The organism is Brevibacterium daeguense (assembly GCF_021729135.1).
GTDB classification, from domain to species: Bacteria; Actinomycetota; Actinomycetes; order Actinomycetales; family Brevibacteriaceae; genus Brevibacterium; species Brevibacterium daeguense.
Genome location: NZ_JAJTWW010000015.1, coordinates 1 through 17198 on the forward strand (window position 1 = coordinate 1; position 17198 = coordinate 17198).

Genomic DNA, 17198 nt, shown 5'->3' on the forward strand with positions numbered 1-17198 from the left:
GTCGAGCAGGCCAAGCGCCGCGAGGTGGCCCGGGCGCTGCGCTGAGTCCGGGCAGCTCGCTCGGGGGGAGAAGTCCGACTCGGTCGGCTGCACGGGTCAACCGGACCTGCTCACTCCTCCGGCGCGAGGGGCAGGAGGAGCTCGTAGACTCCTCGCAGGTCGTCGCTGTCGACCGAGGGCACGATCGAGTTGGCCCCAACGAACACCAGGTAGGGGAGCAGGGCGCTGAGGCGCACGTTCTCCTCGTCGGCTGAGGCGCGGCGCCACACTCCTTCCAGCGCATCGAGCCGAGCGCGATCGACGCACGCGAGGGTGGCTCGGGCGTCCGCGTCCGATGCCGCCCACGCGCGGACCGCTCGGTCCGTCTCAGGACGGTAGAGGCCGGGTTCCCTGGGGCTCAGGAGCTCCGTGAGGTGGACGAGTACCTCGCGAGCGGAGGCGCCGACCCCGACACTGTCGATCGCCTTCTCCAGCGACTCGGTGGCCAGGTGTTCGAAGTGGGCGAGCAGCTCCTTCTTGTACCCCTCCGCGCCGTCGAAGTGATGATGGAACGAGCCTTTGGACAGGCCCACCCTCGGGGCGATCCGGTCGATGCGCAGAGCCGACGGTCCGCTCTCAGTGAGCATTCGAATACCCTCGTCGAGCCAGCGCGTCTTGGAAGTACTCATTCCCCGTCTATCCTTCCAGCTGCGGCCCCATCATCTTCTATGCGGGCTCGTGAAACCCTAGCTACCATACCACACTGTATGGTATGTTTTTTCGCATGACGCTCCTACCGGATCCTGTATGGCCGGTCATCGTGCTGGCGATCATCTCGTTCATCGACGGGCTCTTGTGCATCAAACCCGTGGAGTTCATCGCGCAATGCTTCGAGGACGTTTACTTCCCGCGTCGCTGGTGGTGGATCACCCCGCCGATCAAGTTCGCAGCAACGGCGGGTCTGATCCTCGGGATCTGGATTCCCGGCCTGGCGGCGCTGACGGCTGCCTGTCTGATCGTGTATTTCGTCCTCGCCATTGCGATGCACATCCGTGCTCACGACTTCGGCCGCAATCTCTTCGTCAACGCCACCGGAATGCTGGTGATCTGCCTTGCCACCGCCACCTTCTGCTTCCTCGTCTGAACCTCGACCTCAAAACTCGGAGTGTTTGCCCTCTGGATTGCGGGCGGAGTTTGACGCCGAGGTGACCTTCCTCAACGGCGGCAGCCTCAGCGCGCGAGGATTCCGGGTCGATGTCGCGGGTCCTGACGTCGGGGAGGAGGAAGTCGCACGGCTCTTCATTGCGTCGTTGTCGCTCCTCATGGTCGCCACGGTCCGGGTGAGCCGGCTACGGCTGATCGTGGAGCCGCACAAAGGCACCCGCGGGGGACCGAGCGACGTGGGGCACAGGGGTTCCGGTGGGGCAGGAACCACCACCTCGGACTGTCGCTCGACCGGCTAGATCTCGCCGCCGCGACAGTCGAACCCTCAGTCAGTCCACTTCTGGAACTCTTCCGGGTCCACGTGCTCGACGAAGTCGCGGAACTGGGCGATCTCCTCTTCCTCGTCCTCGGATTGGACCTCGGTCTCGACGCTGACCTGGTCGTAGACGTCCTCGGCGACCCACAGCGGCGCATCCACGCGTGACGCCAGAGCGATCGCATCGGAGGGGCGGGCATCCAGCGTCTCGGTGCCCTTGGGGGTGACCAGCGCGATCTCGGCGTAGAAGGTGCCTTCTGTGATGCGGGGGATCACCACGTAGTCGATGCGGCTGTCGGTCGAGCGCAGGAGCGTCGCCATGAGGTCGTGGGACAGCGGGCGGCCGATCGATGCGCCCTGCACGGCCACCAGGATGGACGTCGCCTCCTGCGGACCGATCCAGACCGGCATCACCCTGCCGGCTCGCTCCGGGTCGCCGATCGCCTGCAACAGGATCACCGGCTGTTGACTGACGTCGACAGCGACGCCGTAGACCTTCACGCGTATCACGGGAGACCTCCAACGGATCGTCGGGCGGACATTCATCGTACCGCTTGTGCCTTCGATCGTCGTCGGAGCTGCGGTGGCCCGAACGCAGATGCTATGGCTCCACTTTCGAACTGCGGTCAGCCGTCAGCCGTCAGATCTCGGAAGGACGCCCCAGCTCAGGCCGGGGCCTGCTGATGAACGAGAGCGCGAGCCTGCACTCGAACACCTGACCGCTGCCGGCCTTGACCAGCCCGATGATGAGCAGCACGACGTGCGTGATGTTGAGGGCGAAGATCCACAGTCCCGCGAGCGTGCCGGCTGTCGCGATAGCCCAGGTCGGCAGCGGCTCACCCTGCTGCTGGCCCGCCAGCACGGCGATGAGCGCGCCGCCCAGCAGCACGATCGTGACGAAGATGTACGTGATTCCCCAGTTCGCCGCGTTCCTGCCGTTGCCCTGCGCCACCTCACCCTTGCGACGCAGCGAGGGGTACGGGGCGATCATGGCGATCGCCCCGATCAGCTGCCCGATGATCGGGATCGGGATGTAGGCCAGGAAGCCCAGTCCCCAGGCGATCCGGCCGGTCGCCTGCGGCCGGACAGGAGCAGCATAGTGCTCGCCTGCAGACGTGGGTGCAAGGCCGTGCGCGGCGGCACCGTACCCGCCCGGCGCCGAGGCGTACGCCGGTGAACCGTAGGCCTGCCCGGGTGCTGCCGCGTGATTGGGCATCGGCCCCGGAACCGGCCCGGCGGAATCGAAGTCGTTGTGGTGAGTCATGGTGCCGAGAGTATCCGGAATCAATCGCACAGGATTCCGAGGCCACCCCGAAGCCGCAGCGAACAGCGCAATGCCCGCGAACAGCACAGTGCCCGCGGACTGCGTTGTCCACGGGCACTGCGCCGGACTATGGCCTGGTGTCACCCGGGCCGCCGATTCCGATCAGCGTGCTCAGACGCTGGTCGGGTCGGTCTTGGCGCCCCGACGACGGGTGATGAGCACCGTCGCCGCACCGAACGCGAGGAGTCCGGCACCGGCGGCCAGGCCGGTCAGCTCGCTGCCGGTCCGCGGCAGGTACGAGTCGTCATCAGCTGCGGTGACGTCATCGTCGGCCGCAACGACCTCGTGGTCGTCGTCCTCGGCTGCCGCTACGACTTCGTACTCGAATCCGACGACGGAGGTGCTGTCGACATCGTCCTCGAAGAAGTAGTACCGATCGCCGGCGGCGTCGTAGCACCACTCATCGCCCTCGTAGTAGTACCACTCACCCTCGAAGAAGTAGTAGTACCGGTCGCCCTCGATGTAGTAGTTGTCGCCCTGATGGCCGTCGCGTCCATCGCGGCCGTCGCGCCCGTCACGTCCATCGCGGCCGTCACGTCCGTCCCTACCGTCATCGTCGTGGTCGTGGCCCCGATCCCGGTCCCGATCGCGGTCCCAGTCGTGGTCGTGGTCACGATCCCGGTCACGATCCCGATCCCGATCCCGATCCCGATCGCGGTCACGATCCCGGTCCCGGTCGCGGTCATCGCCGCCGTCGCCACCGTCACCACCATCGCCGGCGTCGCCGCCGTCACCGATGACAGTTTCGCCGCCGTCGCCACCGGCACCGCCGTCGCCGCCGTTGCCGGCGTCACCGTTCCGGCTGTCGCCGCCTTCGCCGCCGTCACCACCGGCACCGCCGTCACCGGCGTCACCGATGACGCTGTCTCCGCCGTCGCCACCGGCACCGCCGTCGCCGCCGTCGCCTCCGTCACCGTCGCGGCTGTTACCGCCGTCGCCACCGGATCCGCCGTCGCCGCCGTCACCGGCATCGCCGACTACAGTGCCGCCGCCTTCGCCGCCACCGCCACCGGTGCCGCCGCCACCGCCGTCACCTTCGCGGCTGCTGCCGCCGTCACCACCGGATCCGCCGGATCCGCCGGCACCGGCATCGCCGACGACAGGGCTGCCGCCGCCACCGCCGCCGGCGCCGGCACCGCCGCCCCCGCCGCCGCCGTCGCGGCTGCTGCCGCCGTCACCACCGGATCCGCCGGATCCGCCGTCACCGGCATCGCCGACGACAGTGCTGCCGCCGCCACCGCCGCCGGCGCCGGCACCGCCGCCACCGCCGCCGCCTTCGCGGCTGCTGCCGCCGTCACCACCGGATCCGCCGGATCCGCCGGCACCGGCATCGCCGACGACAGTGCTGCCGCCGCCTCCGCCGCCGGCGCCGGCTCCGCCGCCACCGCCGCCGCCTTCGCGGCTGCTGCCGCCGTCACCACCGGATCCGCCGGATCCGCCGGATCCGGCATCGCCGGCGACAGTTCCACCGCCGCCGCCGCCGGAGCCGCCCGTGCCGCCGCCGCCACCAGCGCTCTCGCCGCTGCTGTCGCCGCCGTCGCCGCCAGAGCCGCCGTCACCGCCATTGCCAGCGTCGCCGATGACGCTGTCTCCGCCGGTCCCGCCGCTTCCGCCGGCACCACCGCTGCCGGCCTCCGATGTCTCAGCCGCCAGGGCCACAGCCGGAGTGAGAGCTACAGAGCCGAATCCGAAGGCTCCGATTGCCGCGGCAACCACGGCTGGAGCAAGCAAAGCATTCCGTTTCATTTCAATCACCTTTGGTTGAGTAATGGAGTGCATATTGCTCTTTCAAGCTAACCTCCGCCTGTGACAAAGACCACATTTTGGTCATTTAGTTCATATCTAAATTACTTACATTCTCGAAGGACGTGATATATGCCACGACGACTCTCGCTATCAGCCCTGGTCAGGTGGTGAAAGCGCCAACCTGCCTTGCCGTGAGACGGCGCGAGCCGCGTGAACAGAACCACCCCACAGGCGGCGACCGAAACTCTGCGGCCCCGCCGGACCGGGCCGCGCGACCCGAGGATCCTGATCGAACGCTCAAGAATCCGAGAATCACCGAGGCGTAGACTGCCCGGGTGCTTCACTCACCTATCGTCGTCCTCGGTGCCGGGATGGCGGGCAGCTCGTGTGCGCGCGAACTGCTCGCCGCCGGAGCCGAGGTGACGCTCATCGACGCCGTCCCGGAGGCCACCTGCGAGCTGCCTCCGCTGTCGAAGTCCCTGTTCAAGGAGACGCTGGACACCGTGCCGCTGGCAGGCGCCGCGCACGGACTCGAGTACCGGCAGGGCACCGTCACCGCCGCCGACCCGTCCGCCCGCACCGTGACCGTCGATGACACCACCGACATCGAGTACTCCCAGCTGGTCATCGCCACCGGCATGACCGGCCTGCCCTACCCCGGTCAGCTGCCCGGCGGCCCGGCCTTCACCCTCCACTCGCTGGCCGACGCCGAGGCGATCCGCAGCTCCCTTGCCGCCTCCGCCTACGAGTCCTTCACCCGGCAGCCGCTGACCGGCGTGGACATCGGCATCGTCGGCTCCGGTTACCTGGCCCTCGAGCTCGCCCGCGGAGCCGTCGAGGCCGGTCACCACGCCACCGTCTACCTGCGCCGCGACCGCCCGCTGTCGTACCTGAGCACCGAGACGGCCACCACCCTGATGGACCTGCACGCGCGGGCCGGGGTGAAGTTCGTTCCCGACTCCACTCCGGACGACTATGCCCTCCACGAGCTGTGGCTGGTGGCGATCGGCGCGCAGGCGAACACGGAGTTCCTGCCCGCCGCACTGCCGCGCGAGATCACCGGCGCCCTCCACGTCGACGAATGCCTGCGGGTGGCGCCGGACGTCTACGCGCTCGGCGACGCCTCGCGCATCACCGCGGGGCCCATGGCCGCCTACGGGCGGCTGGAGTCCGAGCCGATGGCCGGGTCCCAGGGCCGCTGGCTGGGCAAGCGTCTGACCGGCACCGCCGCCGAGGCGTGGGCCGACATCCCCTGGCACTGGAGCTTCCAGGGCCCGGTCCGGGTATTCACCGCAGGAATGTCCGCCGGCAGGACCACCGGCACTCCCGTGGTCCTGGGTGAGCCGGATGCGAAGTCGTTCCAGGTCGCCCTGTTCGCCGGCGACGCCTCGGACTCCCCGCTGGTCGGCGTCGAGACTCTCGGCACGCCGCAGCTGCACAACGCGGCGAAGAAGGTACTCGCCCAGCCGCAGGTCCCGACCCGCGACGAGGTCGAGGCCGACGACTTCGACATGCGCGCCCGCGCACGGGGCCGATAGCCGGGCATGCTCGTGGCATACAATCACGCATGACCCAAATCCCGAAGGAGAGTGTCCAGCACTCCATGAACATGCCTCAATTGGCAGCCGAGCACTCGTTGCACCGGATGGGCGCTCGGCCGTCTCTGTGGTCATACCTCCAGCAGGTGTGGCGGCGGCGGGACTTCACCTTCACGCTCGCCCGCTACCGGATGCAGAGCGAGAACGAGCGCAACCGGCTGGGCATGCTGTGGGTGCTCCTGCGGCCCATCCTGTCCGCACTCGTCTACGGACTGGTGTTCGGCATCATCCTGGCCGGCGCCAGGCCGGAGAACTTCGTGCCGTTCCTGATCATCGGCGTGTTCTTCCTCGAGTTCTTCAACACCTCGATGAACGGGGGAGCGAAATCGATCATCAGCAACAGCTCGCTCGTCCAGTCTTTGCCGTTCCCGCGGATGGTGCTGCCGATCGCCACCGTGCTGCAGAACCTGCTGAACTTCCTGCCCACCCTGCTGCTGATGTTCGTCCTCACCATGATGTGGGGGGCGCGCCCCAACTGGGGCTGGCTGCTGTTCATCCCGCTGATCTTCCTGTTCTACCTGTTCAACCAGGGTGTGGCGCTGATCTTCGCCCGGCTGACGGTGCACGTGCGGGATCTCAGTCAGTTCATCCCGTTCATCTCCCGGATGATCTTCTACACCTCCGGCGTGTTCTTCGACCCGCGGACAGTGCTGGAGCCGTACCCGACCCTCATGCAAATCTACGACTGGCACCCGCTGCACGAAGTGCTGTCGATCGCCCGCGGGATCCTGCTGGATGAGTACACCATCCCGTGGGACTACTGGTGGAAGCTGGCGCTCTGGGCGGTCGTGATCCTGGTCGTGGGCATCGTGTTCTTCTGGAAGGCTGAGGAGCGGTATGGGCGAGAGAACTGAGCAGGCGCAGACCGGGCAGCCCGTGGTGATCTGCGACAACGTCCACGTGCACTTCAAGACGCTGGCGACCGGCAAGCGGGTCAAGCCCAGCGTGGCCAGCGGACTGCTGCAGCGCGGGCGGGAGATGCGCACCATCCATGCCCTCAAGGGCGTGTCCTTCGTCGCACGGGCCAATGAGTCGATCGGCATCATCGGCACCAACGGCTCCGGCAAGTCGACGCTCATGCGCACCCTCACCGGCCTGACTCCACCCTCCCAGGGAGCGGTCTACGCCAAGTCGCGGCCCAACCTGCTGGGCGTGGGGGCCGCGCTGATCCCGGACTTGTCGGGCGGCAACAACATCATCCTGGGCGGTCTGGCGATGGGTATGGACCGTGAGGAGATCGAGGAGCAGTACGACGAGATCGTCGAGTTCACCGGTCTCAAGGACTTCATCGACATGCCCATGCGCACCTACTCCTCCGGTATGTCCGCGCGCCTCAAGTTCGCGATCGCGACGGCCAAGCAGCACGAGATCCTCATCGTCGACGAGGCGCTGAGCGTGGGCGATCGCGACTTCCAGAAGAAGAGCGAGAGGCGGATCCGGGAGATCCGCGAGCGAGCCGGAACCGTGTTCCTGGTGTCCCACTCCATGCGGTCGATCCGCGACACCTGCAACCGCACCATCTGGATCGAGAAGGGCGACCTCCGCGCCGACGGCGAGACCGACGACGTCGTCAAGGAGTACGAGAACTACCGGTGACTTGGAGCGTCCGCTTGGCCAGCAATGCCTTACAGCTGATCTATTGCTGTTGCGCTACGATACGGGGTGCACTTTCCTTGACGGAGAACACAACCAGCCCAGTAACGATCGCTGCAATGCCGATGTAAACACCCGGTGAAGCGGTAAAGCCGGTCTGGGCGATCATAAGAGTCACCACGAACGGAGCGGTCCCACCGAAGAGCGACACCGACAGGTTGTACCCTAAGGAGAATCCTCCGTAGCGCACGTCTGTGGTGAAGAGTTCGTTCGCGGCGGCGAGCACCGGCCCCAAGAAGAAGCTCAGCGACAGGCCCAATACGACATGGGCGAGTACCGCTATTGTCGGATTCCCGATTTCCATCGCAAGGAACATCGGTACGGCAAGGATCAGCGATGACACGCAAGCTGATAGCAGCACAGGGCGGCGACCCACGCGGTCGGAGAGCCAACCGGTCACCGGAATCATCGCGCATAGCACCGCCATCGTGATGACGGCGGAAAGGGACCCCGTGAGTGAGCTGAATCCAGCGCTCACGGTGAGATGCGTGGGAACGTAGGTGAGAACGATGTAGATCGCGACATTCTGGAAAAGCGCGAACGCACCGACAATGAGGACCGCACGCCAGTGATGGACAACGGTTTCCTTCAGAGGGTTTTTCTTTACTTGCCCTGCATTCTGTAGGGCTACGAATTCGGGGGTTTCTTCGAGTCGGGACCGGATGTATAGACCGACGATTCCCAGCGGCGCAGCCACTAGGAATGGAATGCGCCATCCCCACGCGTGCATTTGCCCCTCGGTGAACACGAGATTCATCGCGAGTACGGTGGCCGCGCCCAGGAGGAAGCCCATTATGCATCCCATTTCGACGAAGCTGACGTAGTAGCCGCGCCGCTCCTTCGGTGCATACTCAGCGACAAATGCAGAGGCACCGCCCATTTCACCGCCCGCCGAGAATCCTTGCACCAAACGGAGCACCACAAGCAAGACAGGTGCGGCGACTCCGATGGTGTCGAAGCCAGGCAGCAGGCCTATCCCGAACGTCGCTAGAGACGCTGTGAGGATCACGGCGGCGAGAGTATTCTTCCGACCGATGCGATCGCCTAGAGCGCCGAAGAACAATCCTCCCAGTGGACGCACGATGAATGCGGAGGCGAAGACGGCAAACGAACTCAACAGTGCAGAGGTCGGATCCTCCGAGTGGAAGAACACCTCACCAATGATGACCGCCAGATAGCCGTACAGAGCCACGTCGAACCATTCGACCACACTGCCGATCGACGCCCCGATGGTGGCGCGACGAACCAATGCGGGTGACGGTGCCGCAGGAACTGCGGTCTGGGGTTGGGTCTGCATCGGGCAACCTCGCAATCAACAGGCCTTTATGTGATCTGGTTCACAGCACTGTAGACCGATTGTCTGACGAAAACAATAAACGGGCGTGGCCCACAACGCTTCTACTCGGGAACTCGTACGAGGAGGTCGATGCGCGAGCTAGTTAGGTAACTCCGGAGGTACTCCGCCGCCGCATGTGCGGCATTCTCCTTGAGCAGTTTCAGAATAGTTTCGTGCTTCCGCAAGTACGTCACGTGGAAGGCGAGGGGATCTTCCATATAGCCGTAGGCCAGTCGGAATTCGGCGAGTATTTGGGCGATGAGGTAGTCGAGCCGGGCCGAGCCGGCGAGGGCCACCAGTCCGCGATGGAACTCGATGCTTGCGGCAGCGACGGCCTGCCAGTGCTCCGACTCCCTCGCCGTTTGCCCAGCCACTACGGCAGTTTCAACTCGATCCAAACTCGATGCCTCAACCTCATTTACTGTCCAGAGGGCGCCACACTCAACCACCTCACGGGTCGCCATGAGATCCGCGATGTCCTCTCGCGCAAGTCGGCGTACGAAGAAGCCGGAACTGAGAACGTGGACGACGAGGCGTTCCCGTACGAGCAGCTGGAAGCCTTCCCGTAAGGTGCTGCGGGAGACCGCGAGCTGGGCGCGCATCCGTTCTTCCGCGAGCTTTGCCCCGGGCTGCAATTCACCCTTGACTATCCAGCCCCGAATTTCGTTGGCTACTCGCGAGGCCGCGCCCGATTCTGACTGGAGGGAAGTCACGGTCCTCCTAGTGTTTGTAGTTCTCACGCGGAAACACGTGACCCAGATAACGAAAAGCTTGCAGATCGTCCGACGATCTAGCAGGATGCCAGCAACAGTCTATCGGGGGCGCACCCAACCTGGGATCGGGGAATCATGACCGCAGACGAGCCGTCGCTACGCGTAGGAATCGACATCGGTGGGACTTTCACTGACCTGTCTGTGCTCGATCCGACCGGAATTGTCGCTGTTGGAAAGTCGCTGACAACACATGGTTCCCCTGCGCAGGGCGTCATCGACGCACTTGGTGAACTCCTGCGGACGCACGAGATCCACGCGTCCCGAATCGGACGGCTAGTCCACGGGACGACGTTAGTGACGAACGCACTGATCGAAAGGCGAGGGGCGCGAACTGCGATGCTCACGACGGAGGGTTTCCGCGACGTCATCGAAATGGGTCGTGAACATCGCTACGATCTCTATGACCTGGAAATCGAGATGCCGGTGCCGCTCGTGCCGCGGAACCTGCGGATTGGAGTGCCGGAACGGATTCTCGCGACGGGTCAAGTCCACGTCCCCCTCGATGAGGACCGTGTTGCAACCGTCGCGAAGGAATTTGTAGCGGCGGGCGTAGAGGCAGTGGCCGTGTGTTTTCTCCACAGCCACATGAACCCGGAGCATGAACAGCAGGCTCGCGAAGTGATTAATGACGTGGCTCCGAGACTCCGGGTGGCACTGTCAAGTGACATTAATCCAGAGGTGCGTGAGTACGAGCGATTCAGCACCACGATCGCAAACGTCTATGTACAAGGAGTGGTCGAGGATTACCTTGCTGAGCTCCGCGAGGGTCTGCACACGTTGGGCGTGCGGGACGCTCCAATGATCATGCTGTCCAATGGAGGAGTCACCGCGATCGAGGTGGCTCAGCGGTTTCCCATTCGCATGCTCGAATCAGGACCCGCCGGTGGAGCTCTGGGCGCTGTCGCATTTGGGCGTAGAACGGGAGATTCCGATCTGCTCGCCTTCGACATGGGCGGCACAACCGCCAAACTCTGCATGATTGAGGATGCTGAACCGCTGCTCACTCACGCTTTCGAAGTCAACCGGGTCTACAAGCTCAAACCCGGGTCGGGCCTCCCTGTTCGGGCCCCCGTTATCGACATGATCGAGATTGGAGCGGGTGGCGGCTCAATTGCTCGAGTCAATTCTCTGGGCCTGATCTCGGTAGGGCCGGATTCGGCAGGATCGGAACCTGGGCCCGTCTGCTATGGGCAGGGTGGTGACTCCGTGACTGTGACAGATGCGGACCTGGTGCTTGGACTGCTCGACTCAGCGAGCTTCTTGGGTGGGCGGATGATCCTCGATGTGGAATCGTCCCGCGAGGCGCTCCGGACGCAAATTGCGCAGCCCCTGGGCATTACGGTGGAGGATGCCGCTTGGGGAATTCACGCGACTGTGAATGCGAACATGGCCGACGCCGCCCGAGTGCATGCAATCGAGCGCGGTCGCGATGTCGACCGACTGCCGCTCTTCGTCTCCGGTGGCAATGGACCGCTCCACGGGCCTGGTGTCGCGCAGGCACTGGGGAGTCCGTCCTACATCGTTCCGCCTGCAGCCGGGGTGCTCAGTACACTCGGGTTCCTCGCCGCGCCGCCCTCAATTGACGTCGTCCGCTCACGGTATTCTCGACTGGACGACTCGCTACCGCGTGTCGCGGAAGCGCTCTTCGGCTCGCTCGAGGAAGAGTCGGCGGAATTGCTTGAATCATCGGGAGTGGCAACCGGAGATATTTCGTTCGCCCGGAGCGTGGAGATGCGGTTTGAGGGGCAGGGCGCGGAAATTGAGGTATTCGCTCCTCCCGTCACCGAGACGGCAGATTGGCACGTGGAGCTCGAACGCGAGTTTTACGACGCGTACCGCCGGCGCTTCGGACCCGTTGCTCCGGAGGGCGTGGGCGTTGAGGTCCTTACATGGCGAGTTCGAGCTACCGGGCCTGACCCGCATCAAGCTCTCGCATTCTCGTCGACCAGGATTGCAGACACCGCGGTGAAGGGCCGACGCAGTGCCAAATTCGGTCCTGACACTGGGTACCAAGAAGTGAATGTGTACGACCGGCATCTCCTGTGCCCCGGTGCTGAAATCACGGGTCCAGCGCTCGTCGAAGAGCCTGAATCCACGCTGGTGATTCCACCCGGTGGCCACTGCCTCGTTCTGGACGACCAGGCAATCCGGGTTGAGCTCGGAGCAGACAAAGGACCGACCTCATGAAACGAATGGTACGAACCCATCTGCGCTGGGGGAATCGGCGATGAATGAAATCCAGGCAGCTCCGACTCAGACGGACAAGGCGGACCCCGTAGTCGTTGGACTCGTGGCCAACAGACTCCATTCGATCCTTGACGAGCAACAATCCGCGCTAATCAATACGGCTTTCAGCCCGGTAGTCCGGGAGTCTTACGACCTGGCATGTGCGGTTTTCGACTCCCGTGGCAGAATGATCGGCCAATCCTCCTCAGGAACTCCCGGGCACATCAACGCGATGGCTACGGGAATGGAGCACATCGTTGCGCGGTTCCCGCCTAATCAATTGTCGGACGGCGATGTCCTCATCACTAACGATCCATGGATGACTGCTGGCCAGATCAATGACATCACGATTGCTACACCCTTCTTCCGCAACGGCTCTCTCATCGCGTGGTTCGCGAGTTGCTGCCACTCCCCGGATATAGGCGGAAAGATCCTTTCCGCCGAAGCACGGGAGGTTTACGAGGAGGGCCTCCGACTTCCGATCATGAAACTGCGGACGGCGGCGGGGCCGAACCGAACACTTGAGGAGATCATTCGCTCGAACGTGAGAACACCGGACGAGACCATGGGTGACATCTACGCTCAAGTCGCTTCGAACCAGGTGGGAGCACGTAGCCTATTCGCGCTTATGGACGAACATGGGCTTGATGAGATCGACGGAGTCGCTTCCGCCATCATGGACCGCTCTGAGAACGCTCTCCGCAGTCGAATCGCGGAGCTCGTCGATGGGCATTACCCCGCGACGATGCAGATTGACGGATTTGGTGACGCATCGCTTGTGCTCGCCGTGGCGGTCACCGTTGAAGGAGACTCGATCAGAGTCGACTACACCGGTTCATCTCCTCAATCGAAGCACGGCGTCAACGTGGTCCTGAACTACACCCGCGCTTACACCTCTTTTGCGGTTAAGGCGGCACTATCGCCGGACATTCCGCACAATGAAGGTTCGTTTCGTCCTGTTGCGACCCACGCACCCGAAGGATCAGTCCTCAACTGTCTTGAGCCCGCTCCGGTCGCGTCCCGTCATCTCGTCGGTCACTTCCTGCCCAGTCTTGTCTTCGAGGCGCTTCGCCCCGCCGTCCCGCAGGGGCTCCCCGCAGCGAGCGCAGATGCGCTGTGGATGACAGTCTGGCGCGGTGTCACAGACGAAGAAGACGGCCAGTCCTACTTCACGCTCACCTCTTTCGGAGCGGGCGGCAGCGGCGGTCGACCTCGGAAGGACGGACTCACGACGACCGGCTTTCCTACAGGCGTTCGAGCCGCACCCACCGAAATTCTGGAATCTCACACCCCAATCGTTCAGACCACTCGTGAACTATTGCCAGATTCCGCAGGGCCGGGAGAACACCGCGGAGGAGTGAGCCAAAGACTGCGCGTGCGTAGGCGAGGGAAGGGTGCGTGGTCCGTCAATGCCAACATCGACCGAGTCGACTATCCAGCGTCGGGTGCTGCGGGTGGTGGTCCAGGACGGCCTGGATCGTTCACCCGTGTATCCACGGGTGAGGCCCTCCCGAGAAAGAGACAAGTATTCCTGGGGGATGACGCTGAGGTGAACCTCAATTTTCCAGGGGGCGGAGGGTATGGCGATCCCCGGAAGCGACCGGTTGATCGTGTCCTGGCTGATGTGATTAACGGATATGTAAGCATCGAGAGCGCGCGGGACGACTACGGAGTCGTCATAGAGTACAACGGTCCGCTCGATGCGTTCGTGCGGACGGAGCAAATGTTCTGCATCAACGAAGAGAAGACGGCACGCCTTCGCGCATGACTCGGTAGCTGAGTGCCATTCAAAACACCAGTGCCCCTGAAAGCGACTGAAATCGGTTCAGGGGCACCGATGGTTTAAGGGATCACCTCAGTGAGCGCCATGCTCCGCGGGTGTCGTAGACGATCTTGCTGTTGAGCCCGCGCGGGTTGTAGTTCTTGAACTCCGTGTGGTCCACCAGCAGCAGAATGATGTCGGCTCGATCGAGAGCGTCCTCGAACTCCGCAAGCTCGACGTTGCCCTTCTCTGTGAGGCTGGCTGGCAGCTCTTCGATGTTCGGCTCGACGGCCAGGATGCAGCCGCTGGGCAGGCGGTCGGAGAGGCTCTTGACGATGTTGAGGGCCGGGCTCTCGCGGAGATCATCGATGTCCGGCTTGAATGCCAGGCCGAGCGCCGCGATGACAGGGTCCTTGAACCGCTCCGCCTTCGGAAGCACGTGATTGAGCACGAACTCCGGCTTGCTGTCATTGACCTCGCGGGCGTTGCGGATCAGACGCGCGTCTTCCGGGGCCGCGGACACGATGAACCACGGGTCCACGGCGATGCAATGCCCACCCACGCCGGGGCCAGGCTGCAAGATGTTGACGCGCGGGTGGTGGTTGGACAGCTCGATGAGCTCCCAAACATCGATGTTGAGCTTGGAAGCGATGACCGAGAGCTCGTTGGCGAAAGCAATGTTCACATCGCGATAGGCGTTCTCCGTGAGCTTCGCCATCTCAGCCGTGCGCGCGTCAGTCATCAAGAACTCGCCGTCGCAGAACAGCTGGTAGAGATCCCGAGCGCGTTCTCCGGCATTTCCGTTGAGCGTGCCGACGATTCGGTCATTGGTGCGCAGCTCGATCATGATCCGGCCGGGAAGCACGCGTTCCGGACAGTGCGCAAAGTACACAGTGTTCGGTCGGTCCGCCTCGAGAGTGAGGTCGCTTCGCTTGTCGAGAATCGCCTGAGCCATGAATTCTGTGGCTCCCGGAGGGGAAGTGCTCTCCAAGATGACGAGTTCGCCGCCATTGAGCGTGGGTGCGATGGATTCCGCCGCTGCCTGGATGTAGGACAGATCCGGCTCGTGGTCGCCCTTGAACGGGGTGGGGACCGCGACGATGTAGGCATCGGCCGAGGGAACTTCAAGGCTGGCGCGGAGGCGCCCCTGGCTCACCGCGCCGGCGAGGACCGTGCCCAGCTCCGGTTCGACGAACGGGACCTCCCCATTGTTGACGAAGTCGACGGTGCGCTGGTTGATGTCGACGCCGGTCACATCTGCCCCCGCGCTTGCGAGAACAGCTGCAGTCGGCAAGCCGATGTAGCCCAGGCCGACGACGGCGACGTTGTGTGCGGCTGGAACCGATTCGGCTCTGATCATGGTGCTCCTTCTAGTCTGGACATTTTCAGAAAAAGTAGTGGTCCGGGGCGAATCCGAAGGTGTGGACGTCGCTGTTCGCGATCAGCACAGCATCGTCAACCTGCCACGTATGCTCGTGGTCGCCGCGGACCTGTACAAAGTTGAACCGGTCGGCGGAGTAGATCGCTCCTCCGGATCTCACCAGCCTTCGCTGGAGATCAGTATCCTCGCCCCGTTGTACATCGGCGAATCCGAGATCGTAAAAAACGTCCCGAGGCGCCATCATCGTCGGCCCCATCACCAGGTCGGTGAACTTGTGCTCTCTTTCGGGGAAACGGAGCATGACCATTTCGCGGCCACGGAGGTGAAGATAGTGCGCCTGCTTGCCGACCATCTCCGCTCCCGAGTACCTGAGGGCCGCGGCTTGGTCGGTGAGATAGTGCGCGCCGTACATGTCATCATCGTCCATCTTGGTAAGGATGTCGCCGCCGGCAGCGCGAACTGCTCGATTGAGGCACTCGCCCAGCAGGACTGAGCTGTCAGCACTGAGAAGGACCAGAGAGCGGATGCCCCAGCCCTCCGCCTGAGCCCGGAGCTCTGCTGGGGAGAGCTCGAAGCCATGGGTGAGGAGCACGAGTTCCGTGTTCTCGTGACTCTGCTTCGCGACGGACTCGAGCACATCTTGCACCTGATGCGGGCGGTTGGTGGACACGAGCACTGAAATGGACTTCGAGAATGGCGTGGGGTGGTCGATGCCGGCGGCATCCATCACCGTCATCGCTCGATGGGTGTAGGTGTGTTCGCGCCAGATCCGCCGCTGCGCCTTGTGCACGGTTCTGTCGCGCAGCTCAGGACTGCGCACGATCCCGCGAAGCAGGTCCCGCGCTTCCTCTCGGGTGTGCGGCTGGAACACTTCATCCGGCGGAAAGAACCCCGCAGTTCCCGCGCTCGGAGCAGTCACGACCGGAGTGCCCGAGGCGGTGATCTCGAAGACTCGCCGTGCGCACATGCTCGGCGAGTCGATGACGGAGTTGACGTTGAGGAACGTCTTGTACGCCTTGTACGCCGTCAGCATGTGCGAGTAGCGGAGCGATCCGACGACGTGGTCGGAGAGCTCGCCCGGGAACTGGTATCGCTCGTCACCGCCGAGCTGGCGGGAGAAGATCTCGAGGCCGTGCTCCATCCGGGGAGTGACGTCAGCCGCTGCTCCCAGGAGCCATTCCATCTGTTCTCGCCGCTCGGGGAACTTGTGAGCGAAATACATGCCGGCGAAGGCCACATCTCGGCTCTGATGGCCGTGCTGCAGGCGTTCGGGATTGTGAATCGCCGGCTGGGCCGCGAAACTCAGGACGCCGATGTTGTCGTGGCCCAGCTCTTCGCGATAACGCTCGAGCAGCCGCGAATCGGATGTGAAGACGAAGTCGAACAGGCGAGCGGCGCCGAGGAAGTCGTTGAAATGCGGGGGGTCCTCCTTGTTCCAGAACACTGTGGGAATGCCGCGCTTCCGGCACTCCTCCATAAGAGCTGTGAAGTCCGGCTTCACGCCCGAGGCGCCTGTGAGCTGGTACTGCCACTGACCGGCGTTTCCGTTCCAAGCAGACTCGATGAAGACGAACCCGACCTCGTCCAGCTGAGAGTGCCATCCTTCCCGAGTCAACGGGACGATATCCCATTCGTACGCGAAGGCGCGGTGGGAGAACTCATCGAGGATGGTGCCGACTCGAATCGTCGAGAAGACCGGGCGGCGTTCTCGCGGCTGGTACTCGGGGTACCTCTGCTCGAGTGGAAGTTCGACGTCGTTGTTCGCGCTCACCGCTCGCCTAGTGTTCCTTCTCGACCACCAGGTCCGTACCTGCCCCGGGCCGCCTGTTCGGAGGTGCCAGAATGCCTTCCGAACTGACGAGAGCGCGGCTTCCGGGCTGCGTGGGGCTGGAATCACTGTTCTCCGGGCGGCATCGATTGTTTGGGGCAAGGGGAGCGGG

The 17198-nt window shown here is 63.9% G+C and carries 14 protein-coding genes; 7 read left to right on the forward strand and 7 right to left on the reverse strand.

The features are described from left to right. Positions 1 to 110: 110 nt before the first annotated feature. Positions 111 to 668, reverse strand: a complete 558-nt coding sequence (locus LXN01_RS11805; protein ID WP_236865392.1) for a TetR/AcrR family transcriptional regulator — start codon at positions 666 to 668, stop codon at positions 111 to 113. A 95-nt stretch (positions 669 to 763) separates the two neighbouring features. Between LXN01_RS11805 and LXN01_RS11810 the strand changes: the two genes are divergently transcribed. Continuing rightward, positions 764 to 1123 carry a DoxX family protein gene (locus LXN01_RS11810; protein WP_236865394.1) on the forward strand — a complete coding sequence of 120 codons (360 nt, stop codon included), beginning with the start codon at positions 764 to 766 and terminating at the stop codon, positions 1121 to 1123. A 345-nt stretch (positions 1124 to 1468) separates the two neighbouring features. Here LXN01_RS11810 and LXN01_RS11815 read toward each other — a convergent pair whose 3' ends face one another. Further along, positions 1469 to 1969 carry a bifunctional nuclease family protein gene (locus LXN01_RS11815; protein ID WP_236865396.1) on the reverse strand — a complete coding sequence of 167 codons (501 nt, stop codon included), beginning with the start codon at positions 1967 to 1969 and terminating at the stop codon, positions 1469 to 1471. Positions 1970 to 2099: 130 nt separating this feature from the next. Further along, positions 2100 to 2723 carry a magnetosome magnetite crystal formation protein family gene (locus tag LXN01_RS11820; protein ID WP_236865398.1) on the reverse strand — a complete coding sequence of 208 codons (624 nt, stop codon included), beginning with the start codon at positions 2721 to 2723 and terminating at the stop codon, positions 2100 to 2102. Positions 2724 to 2852: 129 nt separating this feature from the next. On the opposite strand from LXN01_RS11820, the gene LXN01_RS11825 reads away from it, so the two are divergent. The 4 genes from LXN01_RS11825 (at position 2853) to LXN01_RS11840 (ending at position 7723) form a co-directional block, all read left to right on the forward strand. Then, positions 2853 to 4580 (forward strand): hypothetical protein, encoded by a 1728-nt coding sequence (locus LXN01_RS11825; RefSeq protein WP_236865400.1) that lies wholly within the window; start codon positions 2853 to 2855, stop codon positions 4578 to 4580. 284 nt (positions 4581 to 4864) lie between these two features. Next, positions 4865 to 6067 carry an FAD-dependent oxidoreductase gene (locus LXN01_RS16395; protein WP_236865405.1) on the forward strand — a complete coding sequence of 401 codons (1203 nt, stop codon included), beginning with the start codon at positions 4865 to 4867 and terminating at the stop codon, positions 6065 to 6067. A gap of 29 nt (positions 6068 to 6096) precedes the next feature. Then, a complete protein-coding gene (locus LXN01_RS11835; RefSeq protein WP_336885269.1) occupies positions 6097 to 6981 on the forward strand; it encodes an ABC transporter permease in 885 nt (294 codons plus the stop codon). Next, a complete protein-coding gene (locus LXN01_RS11840; RefSeq protein ID WP_236865406.1) occupies positions 6965 to 7723 on the forward strand; it encodes an ABC transporter ATP-binding protein in 759 nt (252 codons plus the stop codon). Before LXN01_RS11835 ends, LXN01_RS11840 begins: the two co-directional genes overlap by 17 nt. 40 nt (positions 7724 to 7763) lie before the next feature. Here LXN01_RS11840 and LXN01_RS11845 read toward each other — a convergent pair whose 3' ends face one another. Both LXN01_RS11845 and LXN01_RS11850 read right to left on the reverse strand, forming a co-directional pair. Next, on the reverse strand, positions 7764 to 9077 hold the full coding sequence (locus LXN01_RS11845; protein WP_236865407.1) for an MFS transporter: 1314 nt from the start codon (positions 9075 to 9077) through the stop codon (positions 7764 to 7766). 101 nt (positions 9078 to 9178) lie between these two features. Beyond that, complete coding sequence (locus LXN01_RS11850) at positions 9179 to 9829, reverse strand: GntR family transcriptional regulator (protein ID WP_236865408.1); 651 nt, start codon at positions 9827 to 9829, stop codon at positions 9179 to 9181. A gap of 135 nt (positions 9830 to 9964) precedes the next feature. Here LXN01_RS11850 and LXN01_RS11855 point away from each other — a divergent pair, with 135 nt between their 5' ends. Together LXN01_RS11855 and LXN01_RS11860 are read left to right on the forward strand one after the other, a co-directional pair. Beyond that, positions 9965 to 12076, forward strand: a complete 2112-nt coding sequence (locus LXN01_RS11855) for a hydantoinase/oxoprolinase family protein (RefSeq protein ID WP_236865410.1) — start codon at positions 9965 to 9967, stop codon at positions 12074 to 12076. 40 nt (positions 12077 to 12116) lie between these two features. After that, positions 12117 to 13883 carry a hydantoinase B/oxoprolinase family protein gene (locus LXN01_RS11860; protein WP_236865414.1) on the forward strand — a complete coding sequence of 589 codons (1767 nt, stop codon included), beginning with the start codon at positions 12117 to 12119 and terminating at the stop codon, positions 13881 to 13883. An 82-nt stretch (positions 13884 to 13965) separates the two neighbouring features. Here the strand turns inward: LXN01_RS11860 and wecC are convergent, their stop codons facing one another. Together wecC and LXN01_RS16400 are read right to left on the reverse strand one after the other, a co-directional pair. Beyond that, positions 13966 to 15237 carry a UDP-N-acetyl-D-mannosamine dehydrogenase gene (gene wecC / locus LXN01_RS11865; protein ID WP_236865416.1) on the reverse strand — a complete coding sequence of 424 codons (1272 nt, stop codon included), beginning with the start codon at positions 15235 to 15237 and terminating at the stop codon, positions 13966 to 13968. Positions 15238 to 15262: 25 nt separating this feature from the next. Continuing rightward, the gene (locus tag LXN01_RS16400; RefSeq protein ID WP_236865418.1) at positions 15263 to 17029 is read right to left on the reverse strand and encodes a glycosyltransferase family protein; all 1767 of its coding nucleotides are present in this window, start codon (positions 17027 to 17029) and stop codon (positions 15263 to 15265) included. Positions 17030 to 17198: the final 169 nt, after the last annotated feature.

Excerpts from the sequence above, each read along its gene's own strand:
- LXN01_RS11805 (WP_236865392.1), bottom strand. The coding sequence starts at position 668 with ATGAGTACTTCCAAGACGCGCTGGCTCGACGAGGGTATTCGAATGCTC.
- LXN01_RS11810 (WP_236865394.1), top strand. The coding sequence starts at position 764 with ATGACGCTCCTACCGGATCCTGTATGGCCGGTCATCGTGCTGGCGATC.
- LXN01_RS11820 (WP_236865398.1), bottom strand. The coding sequence starts at position 2,723 with ATGACTCACCACAACGACTTCGATTCCGCCGGGCCGGTTCCGGGGCCG.
- LXN01_RS11825 (WP_236865400.1), top strand. The coding sequence starts at position 2,853 with ATGGCCTGGTGTCACCCGGGCCGCCGATTCCGATCAGCGTGCTCAGAC.
- LXN01_RS11835 (WP_336885269.1), top strand. The coding sequence starts at position 6,097 with ATGACCCAAATCCCGAAGGAGAGTGTCCAGCACTCCATGAACATGCCT.
- LXN01_RS11840 (WP_236865406.1), top strand. The coding sequence starts at position 6,965 with ATGGGCGAGAGAACTGAGCAGGCGCAGACCGGGCAGCCCGTGGTGATC.
- LXN01_RS11845 (WP_236865407.1), bottom strand. The coding sequence starts at position 9,077 with ATGCAGACCCAACCCCAGACCGCAGTTCCTGCGGCACCGTCACCCGCA.
- LXN01_RS11855 (WP_236865410.1), top strand. The coding sequence starts at position 9,965 with ATGACCGCAGACGAGCCGTCGCTACGCGTAGGAATCGACATCGGTGGG.
- LXN01_RS11860 (WP_236865414.1), top strand. The coding sequence starts at position 12,117 with ATGAATGAAATCCAGGCAGCTCCGACTCAGACGGACAAGGCGGACCCC.
- wecC (WP_236865416.1), bottom strand. The coding sequence starts at position 15,237 with ATGATCAGAGCCGAATCGGTTCCAGCCGCACACAACGTCGCCGTCGTC.